The sequence below is a fragment of the Corynebacterium uterequi genome (assembly GCF_001021065.1).
Lineage (GTDB): Bacteria > Actinomycetota > Actinomycetes > Mycobacteriales > Mycobacteriaceae > Corynebacterium > Corynebacterium uterequi.
In genome coordinates this window covers 331,888-347,883 of the sequence record NZ_CP011546.1, presented here as the reverse complement: position 1 = coordinate 347,883, position 15,996 = coordinate 331,888, and the positions used below count along the sequence as shown (strand labels likewise).

The 15,996-nt window shown below is 65.4% G+C and carries 23 protein-coding genes; 8 read left to right on the top strand and 15 right to left on the bottom strand.

All coding sequences use genetic code 11. The annotated features are described in order from the left end of the window. The first annotated feature begins 50 nt into the window (after nt 1-50). Nucleotides 51-752, top strand: coding sequence for an ATP-binding cassette domain-containing protein (locus CUTER_RS01635; protein ID WP_047258962.1), 702 nt, complete (start codon nt 51-53; stop codon nt 750-752). Continuing rightward, nucleotides 749-2,188: an ABC-2 family transporter permease gene (locus CUTER_RS01630; protein WP_047258961.1), complete on the top strand. Its 1,440-nt coding sequence runs from the start codon at nt 749-751 to the stop codon at nt 2,186-2,188. Before CUTER_RS01635 ends, CUTER_RS01630 begins: the two co-directional genes overlap by 4 nt. A gap of 73 nt (nt 2,189-2,261) precedes the next feature. Here the strand turns inward: CUTER_RS01630 and CUTER_RS11515 are convergent, their stop codons facing one another. The 12 genes from CUTER_RS11515 to rpsJ all read right to left on the bottom strand — a co-directional run bounded on the left by CUTER_RS11515 (nt 2,262) and on the right by rpsJ (nt 8,189). Beyond that, on the bottom strand, nt 2,262-2,879 hold the full coding sequence (locus CUTER_RS11515) for a hypothetical protein (protein ID WP_144412226.1): 618 nt from the start codon (nt 2,877-2,879) through the stop codon (nt 2,262-2,264). A gap of 154 nt (nt 2,880-3,033) precedes the next feature. After that, entirely contained in the window at nt 3,034-3,315 is a 282-nt protein-coding gene (gene rpsQ, locus CUTER_RS01620; RefSeq protein WP_047258959.1) for a 30S ribosomal protein S17, read from the bottom strand. After that, on the bottom strand, nt 3,315-3,545 hold the full coding sequence (gene rpmC / locus CUTER_RS01615; protein WP_047258958.1) for a 50S ribosomal protein L29: 231 nt from the start codon (nt 3,543-3,545) through the stop codon (nt 3,315-3,317). Before rpmC ends, rpsQ begins: the two co-directional genes overlap by 1 nt. Then, entirely contained in the window at nt 3,545-3,961 is a 417-nt protein-coding gene (rplP, locus tag CUTER_RS01610) for a 50S ribosomal protein L16 (RefSeq protein WP_047258957.1), read from the bottom strand. Before rplP ends, rpmC begins: the two co-directional genes overlap by 1 nt. A gap of 5 nt (nt 3,962-3,966) precedes the next feature. Continuing rightward, nucleotides 3,967-4,710: a 30S ribosomal protein S3 gene (gene rpsC / locus CUTER_RS01605; protein ID WP_047258956.1), complete on the bottom strand. Its 744-nt coding sequence runs from the start codon at nt 4,708-4,710 to the stop codon at nt 3,967-3,969. Beyond that, nucleotides 4,710-5,069 (bottom strand): 50S ribosomal protein L22, encoded by a 360-nt coding sequence (gene rplV / locus CUTER_RS01600; protein ID WP_047258955.1) that lies wholly within the window; start codon nt 5,067-5,069, stop codon nt 4,710-4,712. The genes rpsC and rplV overlap by 1 nt, the downstream gene beginning before the upstream one ends. Nucleotides 5,070-5,072: 3 nt before the next feature. Continuing rightward, on the bottom strand, nt 5,073-5,351 hold the full coding sequence (gene rpsS / locus CUTER_RS01595; RefSeq protein WP_047258954.1) for a 30S ribosomal protein S19: 279 nt from the start codon (nt 5,349-5,351) through the stop codon (nt 5,073-5,075). Nucleotides 5,352-5,364: 13 nt separating this feature from the next. Further along, complete coding sequence (gene rplB / locus CUTER_RS01590; protein ID WP_047258953.1) at nt 5,365-6,201, bottom strand: 50S ribosomal protein L2; 837 nt, start codon at nt 6,199-6,201, stop codon at nt 5,365-5,367. 26 nt (nt 6,202-6,227) lie between these two features. Continuing rightward, on the bottom strand, nt 6,228-6,530 hold the full coding sequence (rplW, locus tag CUTER_RS01585) for a 50S ribosomal protein L23 (protein ID WP_047258952.1): 303 nt from the start codon (nt 6,528-6,530) through the stop codon (nt 6,228-6,230). Next, nucleotides 6,530-7,186, bottom strand: a complete 657-nt coding sequence (rplD, locus tag CUTER_RS01580; protein WP_047258951.1) for a 50S ribosomal protein L4 — start codon at nt 7,184-7,186, stop codon at nt 6,530-6,532. Before rplD ends, rplW begins: the two co-directional genes overlap by 1 nt. Continuing rightward, on the bottom strand, nt 7,186-7,842 hold the full coding sequence (gene rplC / locus CUTER_RS01575) for a 50S ribosomal protein L3 (RefSeq protein ID WP_047258950.1): 657 nt from the start codon (nt 7,840-7,842) through the stop codon (nt 7,186-7,188). Before rplC ends, rplD begins: the two co-directional genes overlap by 1 nt. Before the next feature lie 41 nt (nt 7,843-7,883). Then, nucleotides 7,884-8,189 carry a 30S ribosomal protein S10 gene (rpsJ, locus tag CUTER_RS01570; protein ID WP_003848085.1) on the bottom strand — a complete coding sequence of 102 codons (306 nt, stop codon included), beginning with the start codon at nt 8,187-8,189 and terminating at the stop codon, nt 7,884-7,886. Between the two features lie 1,912 nt (nt 8,190-10,101). Between rpsJ and CUTER_RS01565 the strand changes: the two genes are divergently transcribed. The 6 genes from CUTER_RS01565 to amaP all read left to right on the top strand — a co-directional run bounded on the left by CUTER_RS01565 (nt 10,102) and on the right by amaP (nt 13,531). Beyond that, a complete protein-coding gene (locus tag CUTER_RS01565) occupies nt 10,102-10,587 on the top strand; it encodes an Asp23/Gls24 family envelope stress response protein (protein ID WP_047258949.1) in 486 nt (161 codons plus the stop codon). A gap of 84 nt (nt 10,588-10,671) precedes the next feature. Next, nucleotides 10,672-10,971, top strand: coding sequence for a hypothetical protein (locus CUTER_RS01560; protein WP_052843974.1), 300 nt, complete (start codon nt 10,672-10,674; stop codon nt 10,969-10,971). Between the two features lie 41 nt (nt 10,972-11,012). Continuing rightward, nucleotides 11,013-11,210 (top strand): hypothetical protein, encoded by a 198-nt coding sequence (locus CUTER_RS01555; RefSeq protein WP_047258948.1) that lies wholly within the window; start codon nt 11,013-11,015, stop codon nt 11,208-11,210. After that, nucleotides 11,207-12,310, top strand: coding sequence for an Asp23/Gls24 family envelope stress response protein (locus CUTER_RS01550; protein WP_047258947.1), 1,104 nt, complete (start codon nt 11,207-11,209; stop codon nt 12,308-12,310). Before CUTER_RS01555 ends, CUTER_RS01550 begins: the two co-directional genes overlap by 4 nt. Next, nucleotides 12,300-12,974: a DUF6286 domain-containing protein gene (locus CUTER_RS11505; protein WP_052843973.1), complete on the top strand. Its 675-nt coding sequence runs from the start codon at nt 12,300-12,302 to the stop codon at nt 12,972-12,974. Before CUTER_RS01550 ends, CUTER_RS11505 begins: the two co-directional genes overlap by 11 nt. Further along, nucleotides 12,971-13,531, top strand: a complete 561-nt coding sequence (amaP, locus tag CUTER_RS10965; RefSeq protein WP_052843972.1) for an alkaline shock response membrane anchor protein AmaP — start codon at nt 12,971-12,973, stop codon at nt 13,529-13,531. Before CUTER_RS11505 ends, amaP begins: the two co-directional genes overlap by 4 nt. A gap of 109 nt (nt 13,532-13,640) precedes the next feature. On the opposite strand, the gene CUTER_RS01535 is transcribed toward amaP, so the two are convergent. The 3 genes from CUTER_RS01535 to CUTER_RS10960 all read right to left on the bottom strand — a co-directional run bounded on the left by CUTER_RS01535 (nt 13,641) and on the right by CUTER_RS10960 (nt 15,949). Beyond that, nucleotides 13,641-14,468, bottom strand: coding sequence for a PrsW family intramembrane metalloprotease (locus CUTER_RS01535; RefSeq protein ID WP_047258946.1), 828 nt, complete (start codon nt 14,466-14,468; stop codon nt 13,641-13,643). After that, on the bottom strand, nt 14,465-15,154 hold the full coding sequence (locus tag CUTER_RS01530; RefSeq protein ID WP_144412224.1) for a hypothetical protein: 690 nt from the start codon (nt 15,152-15,154) through the stop codon (nt 14,465-14,467). Before CUTER_RS01530 ends, CUTER_RS01535 begins: the two co-directional genes overlap by 4 nt. A 78-nt stretch (nt 15,155-15,232) precedes the next feature. Further along, a complete protein-coding gene (locus tag CUTER_RS10960; RefSeq protein ID WP_052843971.1) occupies nt 15,233-15,949 on the bottom strand; it encodes a hypothetical protein in 717 nt (238 codons plus the stop codon). Between the last annotated feature and the right edge of the window lie 47 nt (nt 15,950-15,996).

Here is a 15,996-nt window from a genome sequence, read left to right as displayed (position 1 = left end):
CCTTCCTGGGAAGGATGTGCCCACAATCCACCGGCCTTAGCGTCGAGACCATGAACACCTCCTCTCTTGGCCTATCGCTTCGCGATGTGAGCAGCAGCTATGGCCGTCACCGGGTCCTTGACCACCTTTATCTCACCGCGGGCGCGGGCCGCGTCTACGGCCTGCTGGGGCTCAACGGCGCCGGCAAATCCACCCTCTTCAACGCCGTCCTTGGCCTTGTGCCCTACCAGGGAACAATCGAGTTCGACGGCCGTCCGGTCGACCTGCGTGACGTCGGTGCCACCGTCAACGGCCCCGCGCTCTATCCGCAGCTGTCGGCGCGGCGTAACCTCCTCGTCCACGCGCTCATTACCGGCACCGATCCGGCACGTATCGACGAGGTTCTCGGCATCGTCGGCCTCGACGCCGGCCGCACCCGCGCCGGCGCCTTCTCCACCGGTATGAAGGTGCGCCTGGCTATCGCGATCGCCCTGCTCACCGATCCGCCGCTGCTCATCTTGGACGAACCTCAAAATGGGTTGGACCCCCAGGGCATCGTCGAACTACGCGAGCTTATTCGGTGCCTGGCCAACGAGGGCAAAACTGTGCTCATCTCCTCCCACCAGCTCGGGGAGGTCGCGCACATGGTCGACGACATCGGCGTCCTCGCTTCCGGCCGGCTGGTGTTCGAGGGACCCTTGGACAGCCTCGCGGACACCGTCGACGGCCTTGAGTCCGCCTTCTTCCGGCTCGTTTCGGGTGAGCGGCGATGAATCACTCCCCCGGCCTGGGCGCTTACCTTCGGGCGGAGTTTCTGCGCAGCTACCGCAGCTTCTCCTTCTACCTTCCACTCATCATCCTCGCCGTCGGGCTACTCGCCGGCGTGCTTAACCTTTCCGGGGCGACGGTCTCGGATTCCCTAGCCCCGCTGCATATCTACCCGGTGGGAATTATCGTCCCGCTGGCCCTGGCCAGCGCAGCCCTGGCTGATCGACGCGAACGAACGCTGCGAGGCGGCGGGCTTAGGTGGCGACGATGCCGACCCGGCCTGGAGTTATATGCCCGGCTGCTGGTGGTGAGCGGCTACGCCGTCCTGGGCCATGTGCTAGCGGCCGTGCCAGTTGTCGGTTTCACGATGCCAGTGCTCGTTTTCACCGCGGTCGAATCCGTGGTGTTCGTCGCGAGTTACGCGCTGGGTGTCGCCCTGTGCCGGTCACTGCCCGCTGGTAGTTGGGGTCTGATCGCATCGCTCGTGCTCGGGTTGGCGATGTCCGTAGCCGCCCCGCTGACCACAGAACCGGCCGTCGACGCCGGCACCTGGTTCTGGCAACCGTGGACGTGGCCGCTTATCCCCACCTTGCCGACGTTCGCCATCCACGCGAACTCCGTGTTGGCGCTGCCCGGGGAGGCGGTGCTGGATTATCCCGTCGTCGCGCCGTTGGTGCTCTATTTGGCGCTTGGTGTGGGCTGTGCTGTGGTGTCGGTGTGGGCCACCTCGCCAGCCCGGGGCAGCGCCGGCTCACGCCTGTTAGGGGGGCAGGCACCCTCCCGGAATCACAGTTCGGACCTGGTCCGGGATCGGTTGCCGACGCAGACTCGCCGCAGCTTTGTGCGTGCGATGAGCGTCGCCCTGCCGTGGCGCGTGTGGGTCTTTCTTGCTGTGATTATGTGCCTGCTTCTCGTACTCGTGCGCGTGGTGTGGGGGCCGACCGTGTCCTCTACCATGTGGGCTTTAGGCGCACTCCCGATCGCTGCGACCATCACCGGGATCACCGCCTGGACCACCCACGGCGCGGCCTGGCCAGCACTGAGCTACCGCCGCAGCCGGAGGATGCTCCTCCCTGTGACCACCGCCGTCGCCGCCTGTTTCACCGCGGCAGCGGTGGTTGCTGGTGGGGTGTGCGCAGGCGCCGGCCCGTACCAGCTCATCGTCGCCCCCGCCGGCACGGCCATGATCGTGGCGGTCACCTTCCTATTGGCCAGCGTATCGGTGGGTACGTCGCTAGCTGTGTCGTTGATTGTGCTGGTGTGGAGCCTGGTGAGCTGCAGCTTCCCGCTAGGTAGCTGGCTGGGGTGGAGTGGGCTGTGGGCGTGGGTGTTCCGTATGGGCGACTATCCGCAGTTCTGGGTGCTGGCCGGCGGATGCGCAACCCTGCTCACCGCAGTAGCGATGGCGGCGACCGCCCCAAGCTATCGGCTTCGCGCCTGAGTTTGAGCGGGCGAGATGCGTTGACCTGGCGCGCGCCCAGTGGGGCCCGCTAGCGCGCGCCGAGGATGCCGGGCTAGTGGATATCTAGCCAAGCGATCTGAACGTAATCCGGAAGTTCCTCATCAAAGCCGATGGGTTGAGTTTCCAGCGTTTCCAGGTTGCCGTTGACCACGCCAAACAGCTCATGTTTCCAATCAGGCTGCGCCGAGTTCCCGGAAATCTGGTAGATGCCGCGCCCTGTCTGCGATGCCCTGACAGACATACGCCCACCCCCGGCTTCGGCGGCTCCGTCGACGACATAGCCACCGATGGGAACCACACCGCCATCGGCAGCGACGAGCACCTTGATGGGGGCGAAAGGATGGCCGTCCGTCTTCAACAGCATCTCCGCGACGCCGTCGCCCGTGACATCAGCGAAAGCATAGGAGTACGTGCCGTCGGGCACGAACAACTCGTGCTGGCTCACTGCGGCGTAGGCAGCCGGGTTGTGGAAAACTGGGGCAAATGCTTCCTCCGCGGTCAGAGGTTCATCACTAGGGGCCGGCTCAACGGTTCGCGTGTTGGTCGTTGTGTTGATGGGCGCTGCGGTGCCCGGTTCAGGCTGCGTTGAATCGAGACCAGCATCACCCGGGCCAGAACAACCAGCAGCTAGGACGGACAATGCGACGAGACTGCCAAGAAAACGCTTCACAATTTTCCTCCTGCTAGCGACGTCGATTGGTTTTCCTTAAAGCCTAAACCCTAGGTTGCTCATATGCGCGGCGACTGAAACGACGAAAGCGGCCCCCAACCTTCAGGCGGGGGCCGCTTGTGCGTCATAGCTGCTTAGGAGCAGCTAGGAGGCGTTACTTAGCCTTCTCGATGATCTCGACGAGGCGGAAGTGCTTGTCCTTGGACAGCGGACGAGTCTCCTCGATGCGAACGCGGTCGCCGATGCCGGCGATCTCGTTCTCGTCGTGCGCCTTGACCTTCTTGTTGGTCCGCATGATCTTGCCGTAGAGGGCGTGACGCTTGCGGTCTTCGAGCTCGACGACGATCGTCTTCTGCATCTTGTCAGAAACGACGTAGCCGATGCGGACCTTGCGGGCGCCCTGCTGCTTGGTTTCAGTCACGTTGTTCTCGCTCATTACTGATCAGCTCCCGGGGCGGAGGACAGGCCCAGCTCGCGCTCACGCAGGATGGTGAGGATGCGGGCGATGTCACGCTTGACGGCGCCGATACGACGGTTGTTGGTCAGCTGGCCGGTGGCCAGCTGGAAACGGAGGTTGAACAGCTCTTCCTTGGCCTCGGCCAGGCGGGCGGTCAGGTCCTCGTTGCTGAGCTCGCGGAACTCGGATGCGGGGGTACCGGTAGCCATTAGAACTGGTCCTCCTTCTTGATGATGCGGACCTTGCAGGGAAGCTTCTGGCCAGCGCGGCGCAGGGCCTCCAGAGCAACGGCCTCGTTCGGGTAAGACATCTCGAAGAGGATGCGGCCCGGCTTGACGTTAGCCACCCACTTCTCAACCGGGCCCTTACCGGAACCCATACGCACGCCGAGCGGCTTCTGGGTCAGCGGACGGTCCGGGAAGATGTTGATCCAGACCTTGCCGCCGCGCTTGACGTGGCGGTTGATCGCAATACGAGCGGCCTCGATCTGACGGTTGGTGACGTAGGCCGGCTCGAGGGCCTGGATGCCGTAGTCACCGTAGGACACGCGGTTACCGCCCTTGGAGACACCGCTACGGGTAGGACGGTGCTGGCGACGGTACTTGACGCGCTTCGGGATAAGCATGGTGGTTAGCTCTCCTTCTTCTCAGCGCGCTGACGACGCTGGCCGCCGCGGCGCGGACGACGGTCGTTACGACCGCGGCCGCCGCGCTCGGACGGTGCGTTCAGCTCGGACTCACGGACGCCGCCGACGACGTCGCCCTTGTAGATCCACACCTTGATGCCGATGCGACCGAAGGTGGTCGCCGCCTCGGCAACGCCGTAGTCGATCTCGGCGCGCAGGGTGTGCAGCGGAACGCGGCCCTCGTGGTAGCGCTCGACGCGGGACATGTCGGCGCCGCCCAGACGACCGGAGCAGACGACCTTGATGCCCTTGACCTGCGGCTGGCGCATGGCGGACTGGATGGCCTTGCGCATAGCGCGACGGAAGGCAACGCGGTTGACCAGCTGCTCGGCGATGGACTGAGCAACGAGGGTGGCGTTGGCGTCGATCTGCTTGACCTCGAGGATGTTGAGGGCAACCATCTTGCCCGTCAGCTTCTCCAGGCCACGGCGGATGCGATCAGCCTCGGCGCCGCGGCGGCCGATGACGATGCCCGGACGGGCGGTGTGGATGTCCACCCGCACGCGGTCCCGGGTGCGCTCGATGACGACGTCGGCGATGCCGGCGCGCTCGAGGCCCTTGGACAGGTACTCGCGGATCTTGATGTCCTCAGCGACGTACTCCGAGTAGTTCTTCTCGGCGAACCAGTGGGTCTTCCAGTCGGCGGTAATGCCCAGTCGGAGGCCGTGAGGATGAATCTTCTGGCCCATTACTTGGCCCCTTCCTTGGCTTCGACAACCACGGTGATGTGGCTGGTGCGCTTGCGGATCTGGAAAGCACGGCCCTGAGCGCGCGGCTGGAAGCGACGCATGGTCGGCCCCTCGTTGGCGTAGGCCTCAGAGATGACCAGGGTGCGCGGGTCCAGGCCGAAGTTGTTCTCGGCGTTGGCGGCGGCGGAGGCGACGACCTTGGCCACCGGCTTCGCAGCGCCCTGGGGGGCGTACTTCAGGATCGCGAGCGCCTCGGACACGGACTTGCCGCGAACCAGGTCGATGACGCGGCGCGCCTTCATGGGGGTGACGCGGACGAAACGAGCGGTCGCGTGCGCGGAGGTGATGTTGTCACTCATCGCTTATCGACGTCCCTTCTTATCATCCTTGACGTGACCCTTGAAGGTCTTGGTGGGAGCGAACTCACCGAGCTTGTGGCCGACCATGGACTCATCGACGAACACCGGCACGTGCTTGCGGCCGTCGTGGACGGCGAAGGTGTGACCGATGAAATCGGGGAGAATGGTCGAGCGACGCGACCAGGTCTTGATGACCTGCTTGGTACCGGCCTCGTTCTGAGCATCCACCTTGTTGAGGAGGTGCTCATCGACGAACGGGCCCTTCTTAAGGCTGCGTGGCATTGTTTACCTCCTCTTAGCGCTTCTTGTTCGGGCGACGACGGCGCACGATCATGTTGTTCGAGTAACGGTTCGGGTTGCGGGTGCGGCCTTCCTTCTGGCCCCACGGGCTGACCGGGTGGCGACCACCGGAGGTCTTACCCTCACCACCACCGTGCGGGTGGTCAACCGGGTTCATGACGACACCACGGACGGTCGGGCGCCAGCCCTTCCAGCGCATACGGCCGGCCTTGCCCCAGCGGATGTTGATCTGGTCGGCGTTGCCGACCTCACCGATGGTGGCGCGGCAGTTGATGTCCACGCGGCGGATTTCGGTGGAGGGCATACGCAGAACCGCGTAGTTGTGCTCCTTACCGAGCAGCTGGATGGACGTGCCAGCGGAACGGGCCAGCTTGGCGCCCGCGCCCGGCTTGAGCTCCACGGCGTGGATCGTCGTACCGGTCGGGATGTTCTTCAGCGGCAGGTTGTTGCCCACCTTGATGTCGGCGCCAGCGCCAGACTCCAGCACCATGCCCTGCTTGAGGCCCTTCGGTGCGATGATGTAACGCTTCGCGCCGTCGTAGTAGTGCAGCAGAGCGATGTTGGCGGTACGGTTCGGGTCGTACTCGATGTGAGCGACCTTGGCCAGGATGCCGTCTTTATCGTTGCGCTTGAAGTCGATGACGCGGTAGCGACGCTTGTGGCCGCCGCCGCGGTGGCGAGTCGTGATGTGGCCGTGGGTGTTGCGGCCGCCCTTCTTCGGAAGCGGACGCAGCAGGCTCTTCTCCGGGGTCGAGCGAGTGATCTCGTCGAACATGGAGACGGAGCTGGCACGGCGACCCGGAGTTGTCGGCTTGTACTTGCGAATAGCCATAGTTATTCCTTACCTTTCGACCTTTCTTAGGCGCCGGCGCCGAAGATGTCGATGGAGTCGCTGCCCTCGCGAAGCGTCACGTACGCGCGCTTGGTGGCCTTGCGCTGGCCGTAACCGGTGCGGGTGCGCTTGCGCTTGCCGGCACGGTTGACGGTGTTCACGGAGGCGACCTTCACGCCGAAGATCTGCTCGATGGCAATCTTGATCTGAGTCTTGTTGGCGTCCGGGGAGACAAAGAACGTGTACACGTTCTGCTCCATGAGTCCGTAGGACTTCTCGGAGACCACCGGCGCGATGATGATGTCGCGCGGGTTAGAAGTGTCTACCATTAGTTGTTCTCCTCCTTCTGCTCCGCACCGGTGGCGCGGTTAACGAAGGCATGCAGAGCGGCCACCGAGAAGACAACGTCGTCAGCGTTGAGGACGTCGTAGGCGTTGAGCTGAGCCGGCTCGAGGATGTGGACGTTCGGCAGGTTGTTAGCGCTGAGACGGCCGTTGGTGTCCTCGCGCTCGACGACCAGCAGGACGCTCTTGCGGTCGGTGATGCGCTCGATGAAAGTACGGGCGGACTTGGTCGACGGGGTCTGGCCGGGGACCAGTTCCTCGATGACGTGAATGCGCTCGTTCTGGGCGCGGTTGGTCAGGGCGCCGTAGAGGGCAGCCTTGATCATCTTCTTGGGGGTCCGCTGGGAGTAGTCGCGCGGCTTCGGGCCGTGGACAACGCCGCCGCCGGTGAAGTGGGGCGCACGGATGGAACCCTGGCGGGCGCGGCCGGTGCCCTTCTGGCGGAACGGCTTGCGGCCACCACCGCGGACCTCGCCGCGGGTCTTGGTGGAGTGGGTGCCCTGGCGAGCGGCAGCAAGCTGGGCGTTCACCACCTGGTGCATGAGGGCGACGGAGGCTTCACGATCGAAGATCTCGGCCGGCAGCTCCACGGAGCCGTTGGTGGTGCCCTCAGCGGTCAGGACGTCAATGTTGAGAGTCATTATGCGCGTGCACCGCCCTTCACTGCGGTCTTGACGGTGACGAGACCGCCCTTGGCGCCGGGGATGGCGCCCTTGATGAGGATGATGTTCGACTCGGCGTCGATCTTCTGGATCTTCAGGTTCTGCGTGGTGACGCGGTTGCCGCCCATGCGGCCAGCCATGCGCTTGCCCTTGAAGATGCGACCCGGGGTCGCGGCGGCACCGATGCCACCCACGCGACGGTGGGAGGCCTGGTTACCGTGAGCGGCACCCTGGCCGGAGAAGCCGTGGCGCTTCATGCCGCCGGCGAAGCCGTGGCCCTTGGTGATGCCGGTGACGTCGACGAAGGTCTCGCCTTCGAAGATGTCAGCCTTGATCTCCTGGCCAACCTCGTACGCGGAGACGTCGTCCATGCGGATCTCCGTGACGTGGCGGCGCGGGGTGACACCGGCCTTCTTGTAGTGGCCTGCCTGCGGCTTCTTGACCTTGCGGGGGTCGATCTCGCCGAAGGCGATCTGGATGGCGCTGTAGCCATCGGTCTCGGGGGTACGAATCTGGGTGACCACGCACGGCCCGGCCTCGACGACGGTGACCGGAACAACCCGGTTGTCCTCGTCGAAGACCTGGGTCATGCCGAGCTTCTTGCCCAGAATGCCCTTGATCTCGTTTTCACTCATGTGTTAGTTCTCCGCTACCAAAGTCTTTCGAAAACTCGTGATTACTGAATGTTCACGTCGACACTGGCCGGGAGGTCGATGCGCATGAGCGCGTCGACGGTCTTCGGCGTCGGGTCGAGGATGTCGATGAGGCGCTTGTGAGTGCGCATCTCGAAGTGCTCGCGAGAGTCCTTGTACTTGTGGGGAGAACGAATAACGGCGTATACGTTCTTCTCGGTGGGCAACGGCACCGGGCCGACCACGCGCGCACCCGTGCGGGTGACGGTCTCGACGATCTTCTTCGCGGATGCGTCGATCGCCTCATGGTCGTAGGCCTTCAGCCGAATGCGGATCTTCTGTCCCGCCACGCTTATCCTCTTCCTCGCTTACCCCACATCGATGAGCGGTGGGGATTGCTTCTCATGTCTCTATAACGTTGTCCGGAGCTTGGGGCTTCGGGCGCAACGCCAGTTGTCGTTGTCTTCACTGCCATGACGCCTGGAGCTGGGCACCGCCGACAAATAAACGGTCACCGCAGTCCACTCCAGTGACGACGGGGTACAAGGCCCGTAAGCCGTCACGGCGAAGGGACCAAGTAGTTGGTGCTAAGCGTGGCCCTACGTATACTGCCGCTGTTTATTTGCCATGCCCCTTCTCCGGTCTTCACGCTCGGGATGCCGCGCCTGCTAGTCGGCCGACCTACTCCGATTGCGAAGCCTTCCACCAGCGACGTCCCCTCCCCCTTGAAGCCAAGGGCGACGGCAACCTCGTCGGAACGAAGGTGTCATGTTCACCTCACCATCGATACGCCCGCTTTACGTCCCTCACCTGCGGTGAGCTGGTAAAACCTCGTGCCATGTTGAGGCAACCCCGGTATTAAACCATGACGAGGCCCTCTTTGGCAAACTTTTGCTCCGACGCTCCACCGCGCCCATGGACGCCGTCGCAAGAAGGGGCTCTTCACAGTTGAGGGCGTAGCCGGGGAAGTTCGCTGCGGGAGATGGAGGCGATGCACGTGCATCGCTTGGGGTGGAGGATTCCCGGCGCTGGATGACGGCGGGTATGCCGCGCATAGTGGTTCACAGCGAACGTTCGGACTGGTGGCCCTAGGGCAGCTGCGGGAGACGGAGACGATGCACGTGCATCGCTTGGGCAGAGGACCCCCGGCGCGGGATGAGGGTGAGTATGCCGTGCATAGTGGTTTTCGCAGGGAAAGTTCGGGTTGGTGGCTCGAGGTCAGCCGCGGGAGACGGAGACGATGCACATGCATCGCTTGGGGCCGGCGATTCGACGGGGCTCTGCTGCTTTTCAAGCGCCGCCGACAGGCGCGGTTGGGCCTGCCGCGCATAGTGGTTCGCAGCAAACGGTCGGGCTGGTGGCCCGGGGCCAGCCGTGAGAGACGGAGGTGATGCACGTGCATCGCTTGGGGCGGAGGATTCCCGGCGCTGGCAAACGTGGTTGGGCCTGCCGCGCATAGTGGCTCACAGGAAACGTTGGGCCTAGTAGCCCGAGGCCAGCCGTGAGAGACGGAGGCGATGCACGTGCATCGCTTGGGGTCGAGGATTCCCGTCTCTGGGTGAGGGTGGGTATGCCGCGCATAGTGGTTCACAGCAAACGTTTGGCCTGGGGCCCGGGGTCAGCCGCGGGAGGCGGAAGCGATGCACGTGCATCGTTTGGGGCGGAGAATTCCCGACGCTGGCAAACGTGGTTGGGTCTGCCATGCATAGTGGTTCACAGGAAACGGTCGGGCTGGTGGCCCGGGGCGGGCGCAGGCTCGAGAGGTGATGCACGTGCATCGCCTGGGGCGGAGTATCCCCAGCTCTTCACCGTTGAAGGTGCAGCCGGGGCCTGAACCCACCAGCCTCGAACAAGCTCCGGGCGAAAGTAGTACGTGAGGTTAGAACACCCCAGAGCAGTACAACGAAGATGATCCAATCTGGCGGTGATCGCCTCAGTCGGGCTGTTGCTCGAGCCTGGGTGATCGAAGAACGGCCAAGGTGCCCGGCTCTTCGTAATGCGTGATGCCGCAACACCCATCCCGCCAAGGACCTCGACCCGACTCCCGCCATGGGGGTCAACTACCCGGCTATACCCCCAACTGCAAAGAGCCAAAAAGGACGCGCGTCCCATTTCGGAGACATGTCACCGAATCGCCACCGTAACGTTGCCCAACTGTTACCCAAAGCCCCGTCAGCTCACGTTAACCTGGGAACTAGTGCGTGCTCAGCACGTCAATACGTTATTCACAACGCGTACATAGCGCCCAATGAAAGGAATCCCATGGCTGAGAAGACCGCGAAGAACGAGTCCACCGCCGCGACCGTCTCCGAGCAGAACGAAAAGGGCAACGGCCGCACCACCATCGAGAACGTCGTCGTCGGCAAGATCGCCGGCATCGCCGCTCGCGAGGTCTCCGGTGTGCACGCTCTCGGTGGCGGCGCCGCCCGCATGATGGGCCAGATCCGCGACACCTTCGGTGCCTCCGAGAACGTCCAGCAGGGCGTCAACGTTGAGGTTGGCGAGACCCAGGCTGCCGCCGATATCTCCATCGTCGCCCAGTACGGCGTTGCCATCCACGAGCTGGCCGAGGCGATCCGTCGCAACGTTACCCGCTCCATCGAGCGCATGACCGGCCTTGAGGTCACCGAGGTCAACGTGTCCGTCACCGACGTTCACCTGCCGCAGGACGACAAGTCCAACGATGAGCCGGAGCAGAAGGAGCTCACCGCCACCGAGCAGCAGGCTTTGACCTCCCGCGTCCAGTAGCCCATACCCCGACGGGGCCATCGATAGTTAAGGCAATGGCCTTCGATGGCCCCGTTTTCTATGTAGAACCGGGAGGAACCGGACGTGAGTCTCATCAACGATCCCATCGCCTACGACACCGCCCATGCGATCGTCAAGTCCGTCCTGGCTGTGCCAGGCGTGCATGACATGTATGCCGGTACCTTCGGCGAAGTTTCCCTGCTGTACCCCGGCGAGCGTGCCCGCGGCCTGCGCCTGGGCGACGATACCCTCCGGGTACACGTCGTCGCCGACCTGGCGAGCCTGGGCGGCGCCCCGCTTCATGAGCTCGGCGAACGCATCCGCACCGCGGTTGCCCCGCTGACCGACTACGCGGTTGACGTCATCATCGCCGACGCCGTCTAAGTACTCATATCGAATTAAGCCAGCCTCTCACAGGAGACATCATGCAGAACATGACCATCATTGGCCTTTTGGCCGGCCTTCTCGTCGCCGTCGCAGTGTCCGTCGGCGGCTTCGCCGGATTCCTCTGGGCCCTGCTCTTTGGGCTCATTGGCGGCGTCGCCGGCGCCCACTTTGAAGGCCGCATTGACCTCAAGAGCATCGTCGACAATATTTTCTCTGGACGCGGTGGTCGCGGGTGAGCGGACGCAACGACTTCTCGGACCGGGTCTTCACCACCGTCATCAATAACGCAGCGGCGGCGGTCCCCGGAGTCGAGACGATTACCAGTACGTGGACCGACATCGGCACACGTAGCTACCCGCGCTGCGACTTCCGGGTAGAGCCGGAAGGGCAGACCGTGCAGGTGGACTCCTACCTTGCAGTGTCGTGGCCGGCCCCGGTCACCGACGTGGCGGCGCAGGCCCAGCGCACGATTCAGCGCTGGTTGGAGGAGATGCTGGGCTACACGGCTACCCAGATCAACGTCACCGTCGAGCAGACCGTGCCCTCCTCGCGTCGCGTCAGCCTCGACGACGTGCGTACGCACCCGCACGACCCGGAGCTCGGCACCATCGCCGTCACTCCGCTCGTCGCGGAGGTGCTCCCCGCCACGATCACCCCGACGGTGGAGGTTTACTCCCCGGTGACCACGAACACCGTCGACGTGTACTCCCCCGAGACGGCCGACGGCATCGAGGTCTACTCCCCCGAGACGGCCGACGGCATCGAGGTCTACTCCCCCGAGACGGCCGACGGCATCGAGGTCTACTCCCCCGAGACGGCCGACGGCATCGAGGTCTACTCCCCCGAGACGGCCGACGGTGTGGAGGTCTACTCCCCCGAGACGGCCGACGGCATCGAGGTCTACTCCCCCGAGACCGCCGAGCCGGCCGCGCTGGTGGGCATCGTCGCCCCGGAGGACGTCACCACGACCTCGCCCGTCGTCTCCCCGACGCAGGTGTGGTCCCCCGCCGAGGTGCCCGAGCGCCCGCTCACCCCGGTCAGGGACCCGAAGGCGCCGGCGCCGGTGCGCGTCGACGTACCGAGGCAGCACCCGCTCGTGCCCATTCGGGAGCCGCGCGCTCTCACAGCCCGGAGCATCCGCGTACCGCGCAAGACCATCCTGTCGGTGCGCGCCCCGGAACCCTTGCCGATTTACCATCCGCAGCCGCCCCGCGAGTGGCCGCTGCGCCCGATCAGTGTCAACGAGCTCGCGCCGACGAAGACGGTCACCGCCACACCGTTGCGCGTGCGGCCCGTGACGGTCGCCCCCGCAAAGGAGGTTCGACGTGTCCGATAAGAACCCCTCCGCATCCACCCAGCAACCTGTGGCCTCGCCGCAGGTGCGGTGGATCGCTATCCTGCTCAGCCTCCTGCTGGTAGGCCTGGGTGTATTTGCCACCACCGAGGCCCTGGCCTTCTACCGGCAGGGGCCGGACGCCCCCTATGTTCTGGACCTGCCTGGCTGGTTGACGAGCTTGTCGCCGTCGGCCGTCGGCTTCGCTGGGGCCGTCGCCATCGCGGTGGCGCTGTGGTTCCTCGTTGCCGCCCTCAGCCCGCGCCGGAAGCGCCACCGCCAGGTGGCTGGCACCGACGCGTCGGTGTGGGTCCGGCCGGTGGACATCGCCCGCTACGCCACGGCGCGGGCGAAGGCGGTGCCCGGCGTCACGTCGGCCCGCTCGAAGGCCTCCAAGAAGAAGGTGACCGTGACGGCCCTGTCGTCCGCGGTGGACGCGGCCGAGCAGGAGCGCATCCGCGACGCGATTTCGCATCGCCTCGCCTCCGCCTTCGGCGAGGACTTCCAGGTCGCGGTGGCTATCGAGGCGGCAGAGCCGCCGAGCCTGGCCGCCGTTGAACAGCCGGATGAGCCGGCCGATACCGCCGCACTCACCGCGCCGGCAACCGCTGGCACCACGACGGCCGAGTCCCCGGTCACCACCGATTCCTTGGGAGGCCAGAAATGACCCGATTCCTTGCCGGCCTTGACCGTGTCATCATCTTCCTCGTCGGGGTGATTGTCCTCGCGGTGGGTGTGTGGGCGTTGGCGTTCAGCCTCAACGTCCCCCTCGCCCACGAGATTGGCCGCTGGTATGACCAGCCGATGCTCGAACGCTTCTTTGCGTCACCGTGGTTCCCCACGGCTCTTATCGCCCTCGCGGTGGCCGGCGTCGTCCTCGGTCTGTGGTGGCTGCTGGCGAACATCCGTCCGCGTGGCTTTAACCGCGTGACCTCGCAGGAGAACGCAGGCACCGGCGACGTGACGATTTCGACGTCGCAGGTCGCCAGCGCCGTCGCCGACCGCCTGAGCCAGACTCGCGGTGTTAACAAGGTGCGCACCGCGACGAAGTACGATCGCGCTCGCCCCACCGCGGTGTGGACCATCCAGGCCGAACCGCAGGTTGACCTCAACCGCCTGACGCGAGAGATCGACACCGCGGAGCGCGACATTCGCGAGGCGCTGCCCGGCATTGACGTCGATACCCGCTACCTCATCGAGCTCGCACCCGTCGAGTCCCACTAGGTAGCCGACGCCGCCCGCCGGGGATCCGCGTCTCACCACGGCGCCGCCCGCCACCCATCGCTGGGGGCCGGGCGGCGCCCTTGTGCGTGCGCGGTGCTAAGTGTGCGCCTTAAGCCTGCGCAGGGCGTGGCCGTTCGCGCCGTGCGAGGCGTCGAGACTTGAAGAAGATCCACACGACGGTGCCGTACATGACCACCGCGCAGCCCAACAGCCAGACGCCATTGACCACGTCACTGCTGAACTGGTAATTCCAGGCGAAGTGTAGGCCGAAACCGGCGCCGAAGCCGGCGAGCGCGATGGCGATCCGTCGCCCGGCCGAACGGTGCTCCCCGGTGAGCGCCAGCCCGAGGATCCAGCCGATAATGCCCGAGTACAGGCTGTGCGCGAACAACCCGAACAGCAGCCGGATAAGCCACGAGGTCAACGCCCCGCGGAGATCCGACACCGGGCTGTCCACCGCCATGCCCACGGCGTATTGGGCGTTCTCCACCAGCTCGAAGCCGAGGCCGATGAAAATACCGGTGAGGAAGACATGCCAGGGGCGGGTGACGCACCGGCAGGTGTAGGCAATCACCACGATGCCGAGCGTCTTCATGATTTCCTCTGGCCAGGCTCCGCCGAAGGAATACTCTGCCTGCTCCCAGCCGGCCTTGACCGCCAGCGTCCCGGGCCCGAGGAACACCGCACGGACCACCACTACGCAGATTCCCCCGCCCCAGGCCAACGACGCCCACAGCCACGCCGCACGGTCACCACCGGTGCGAGGCCACAGCGACGACGCCGCGAGTAACCCGCACACACCGCCGCCGAGCACCGCCGACACCACCACGGACACGAGCAGGGCGACCGGGGACATTCGTCCGTAGAGCCACACGGAGCTGCCCACCGCTATGGTGCCTAGGATCACGACGGCCCACACCAGGTTGTTGGTTTTCATTTCTCGGCCTCCTTGTCCGCATCGTCGGGGCTATCGCCGGTAGAAACGGCCAGCGGAGAAACGCCCAGTGCCGGGAACTCCCACTGAGAGGGCACCGGCTGGCTGGTGACTTCCCGGTACAGCGTGTCCAGGAGCACTTCGTGGTCGGTGGTGGCGTCGGTGACCGGGTAGGAGGCGAAGAGGATGTAGCGGGTGCCGTCGACGTCGGCCGGGGCGGCGTAGGACACGCGGTGCGCCTCCAGGTCGACGAGCACACGGGCCTCACCGTCGCTAAGCAGCTGTGCATCCTGGGCTATCGTTCCACCGCCCTCCACAGCACGATGCATCCGCCGCAGGGCGTGCTCGGTGCTCACTTCGACGGCGTCGGCGCGCAGCGTCAACCTTTGGCCATCGCAGTTGAATGCCTTGTGCATTCCCTGCGTCGGCGCGAGCTGACACTCCAGCGGGCGCCCGTCCACCTCTACGGGGCGTTCAGCGGGCGTCCCGGCGCCGACGAGCACCGGTGCGCTCGTCCTCGGCAGCGGGCCCGTGGCCAGGTCGATAAGCGCCGGCGTGATGAGCAGCACGGCCGCGATGGCGACGCAGGAGCTCACCACCGTCCGCCACCGGTGGCGGTACAGCTGGAGATCGACCTCGGCGGGTTCGTCGGTGGGAGGGTTAGCGCACTCAAGCGGGCCTGTGTTCATGAGGTTGAGCATAGGCTTGCCCGCCACCGCCAGGGCGCCGCCGGGCCGCCGGGCTGCCGGGCCGCCGGGACCTCACACCTAGGCGTCGACGAGGAAATAGTCGGCCACGTACCCGTCGAGTGTGAGCCGGCGCCCACCGGCAAGCTCAAGCACGAGGGGCTCCCCGAGGCGCAGCGCGGCCAACCGGTGCCAGCGGTGCGTGCTGACGTCGGTTTCGCGGCGGTGGCTGTGATAGACGGTGGCCTCGCGCCGCCTGATGAGCACGAGCTCCGAGTCGTGCGAGTCCTGCGCTTTCACTTCGACGCCGACGAGGACGTGGCCAAAACGCTCCGGGGTAATCCACGCGCCGTGCGGAACGTCCACGGCAGGCAGTGCGCGTATGCCGGTGATGATCCCCAACCGGTGGTGAGTGCCCTCACCACCGTCGATGACAAGTGGGCCCGACACCCGCCCCCGCACCACCGACGCCGCCAACCATGTTGCGGGCAGGACGGCCGTCCGGGGATCGCGGACGGTGACCCGAACCTGGCCTGCGGCTGTGGGCGTGAGTGTCACCTGGCGTTGCGGCTCCACGGTGCGAAGGTGCAGCGGACGCGTCGGCACGGCGCCGGTGTTCACCGGGTAGTCGGCCCGGGCCTGCGCCAGCAGGGCGCGGACGTCCTCATCCGTGGACGCCGCGGAAAGACCCCGGGACTCCAGCTGCCCCCACACCTGGGCCAGGGTGAGGTCTGGTTGCGCCTCCCAGAGGGAGGTGAGGTCGGCCATGATGCCGGGAATGCGGGTGGGGTCCTTCACAGCCACCAAGCATACGAAAAACCCACTACCAACTAGTGGTAGTGGGT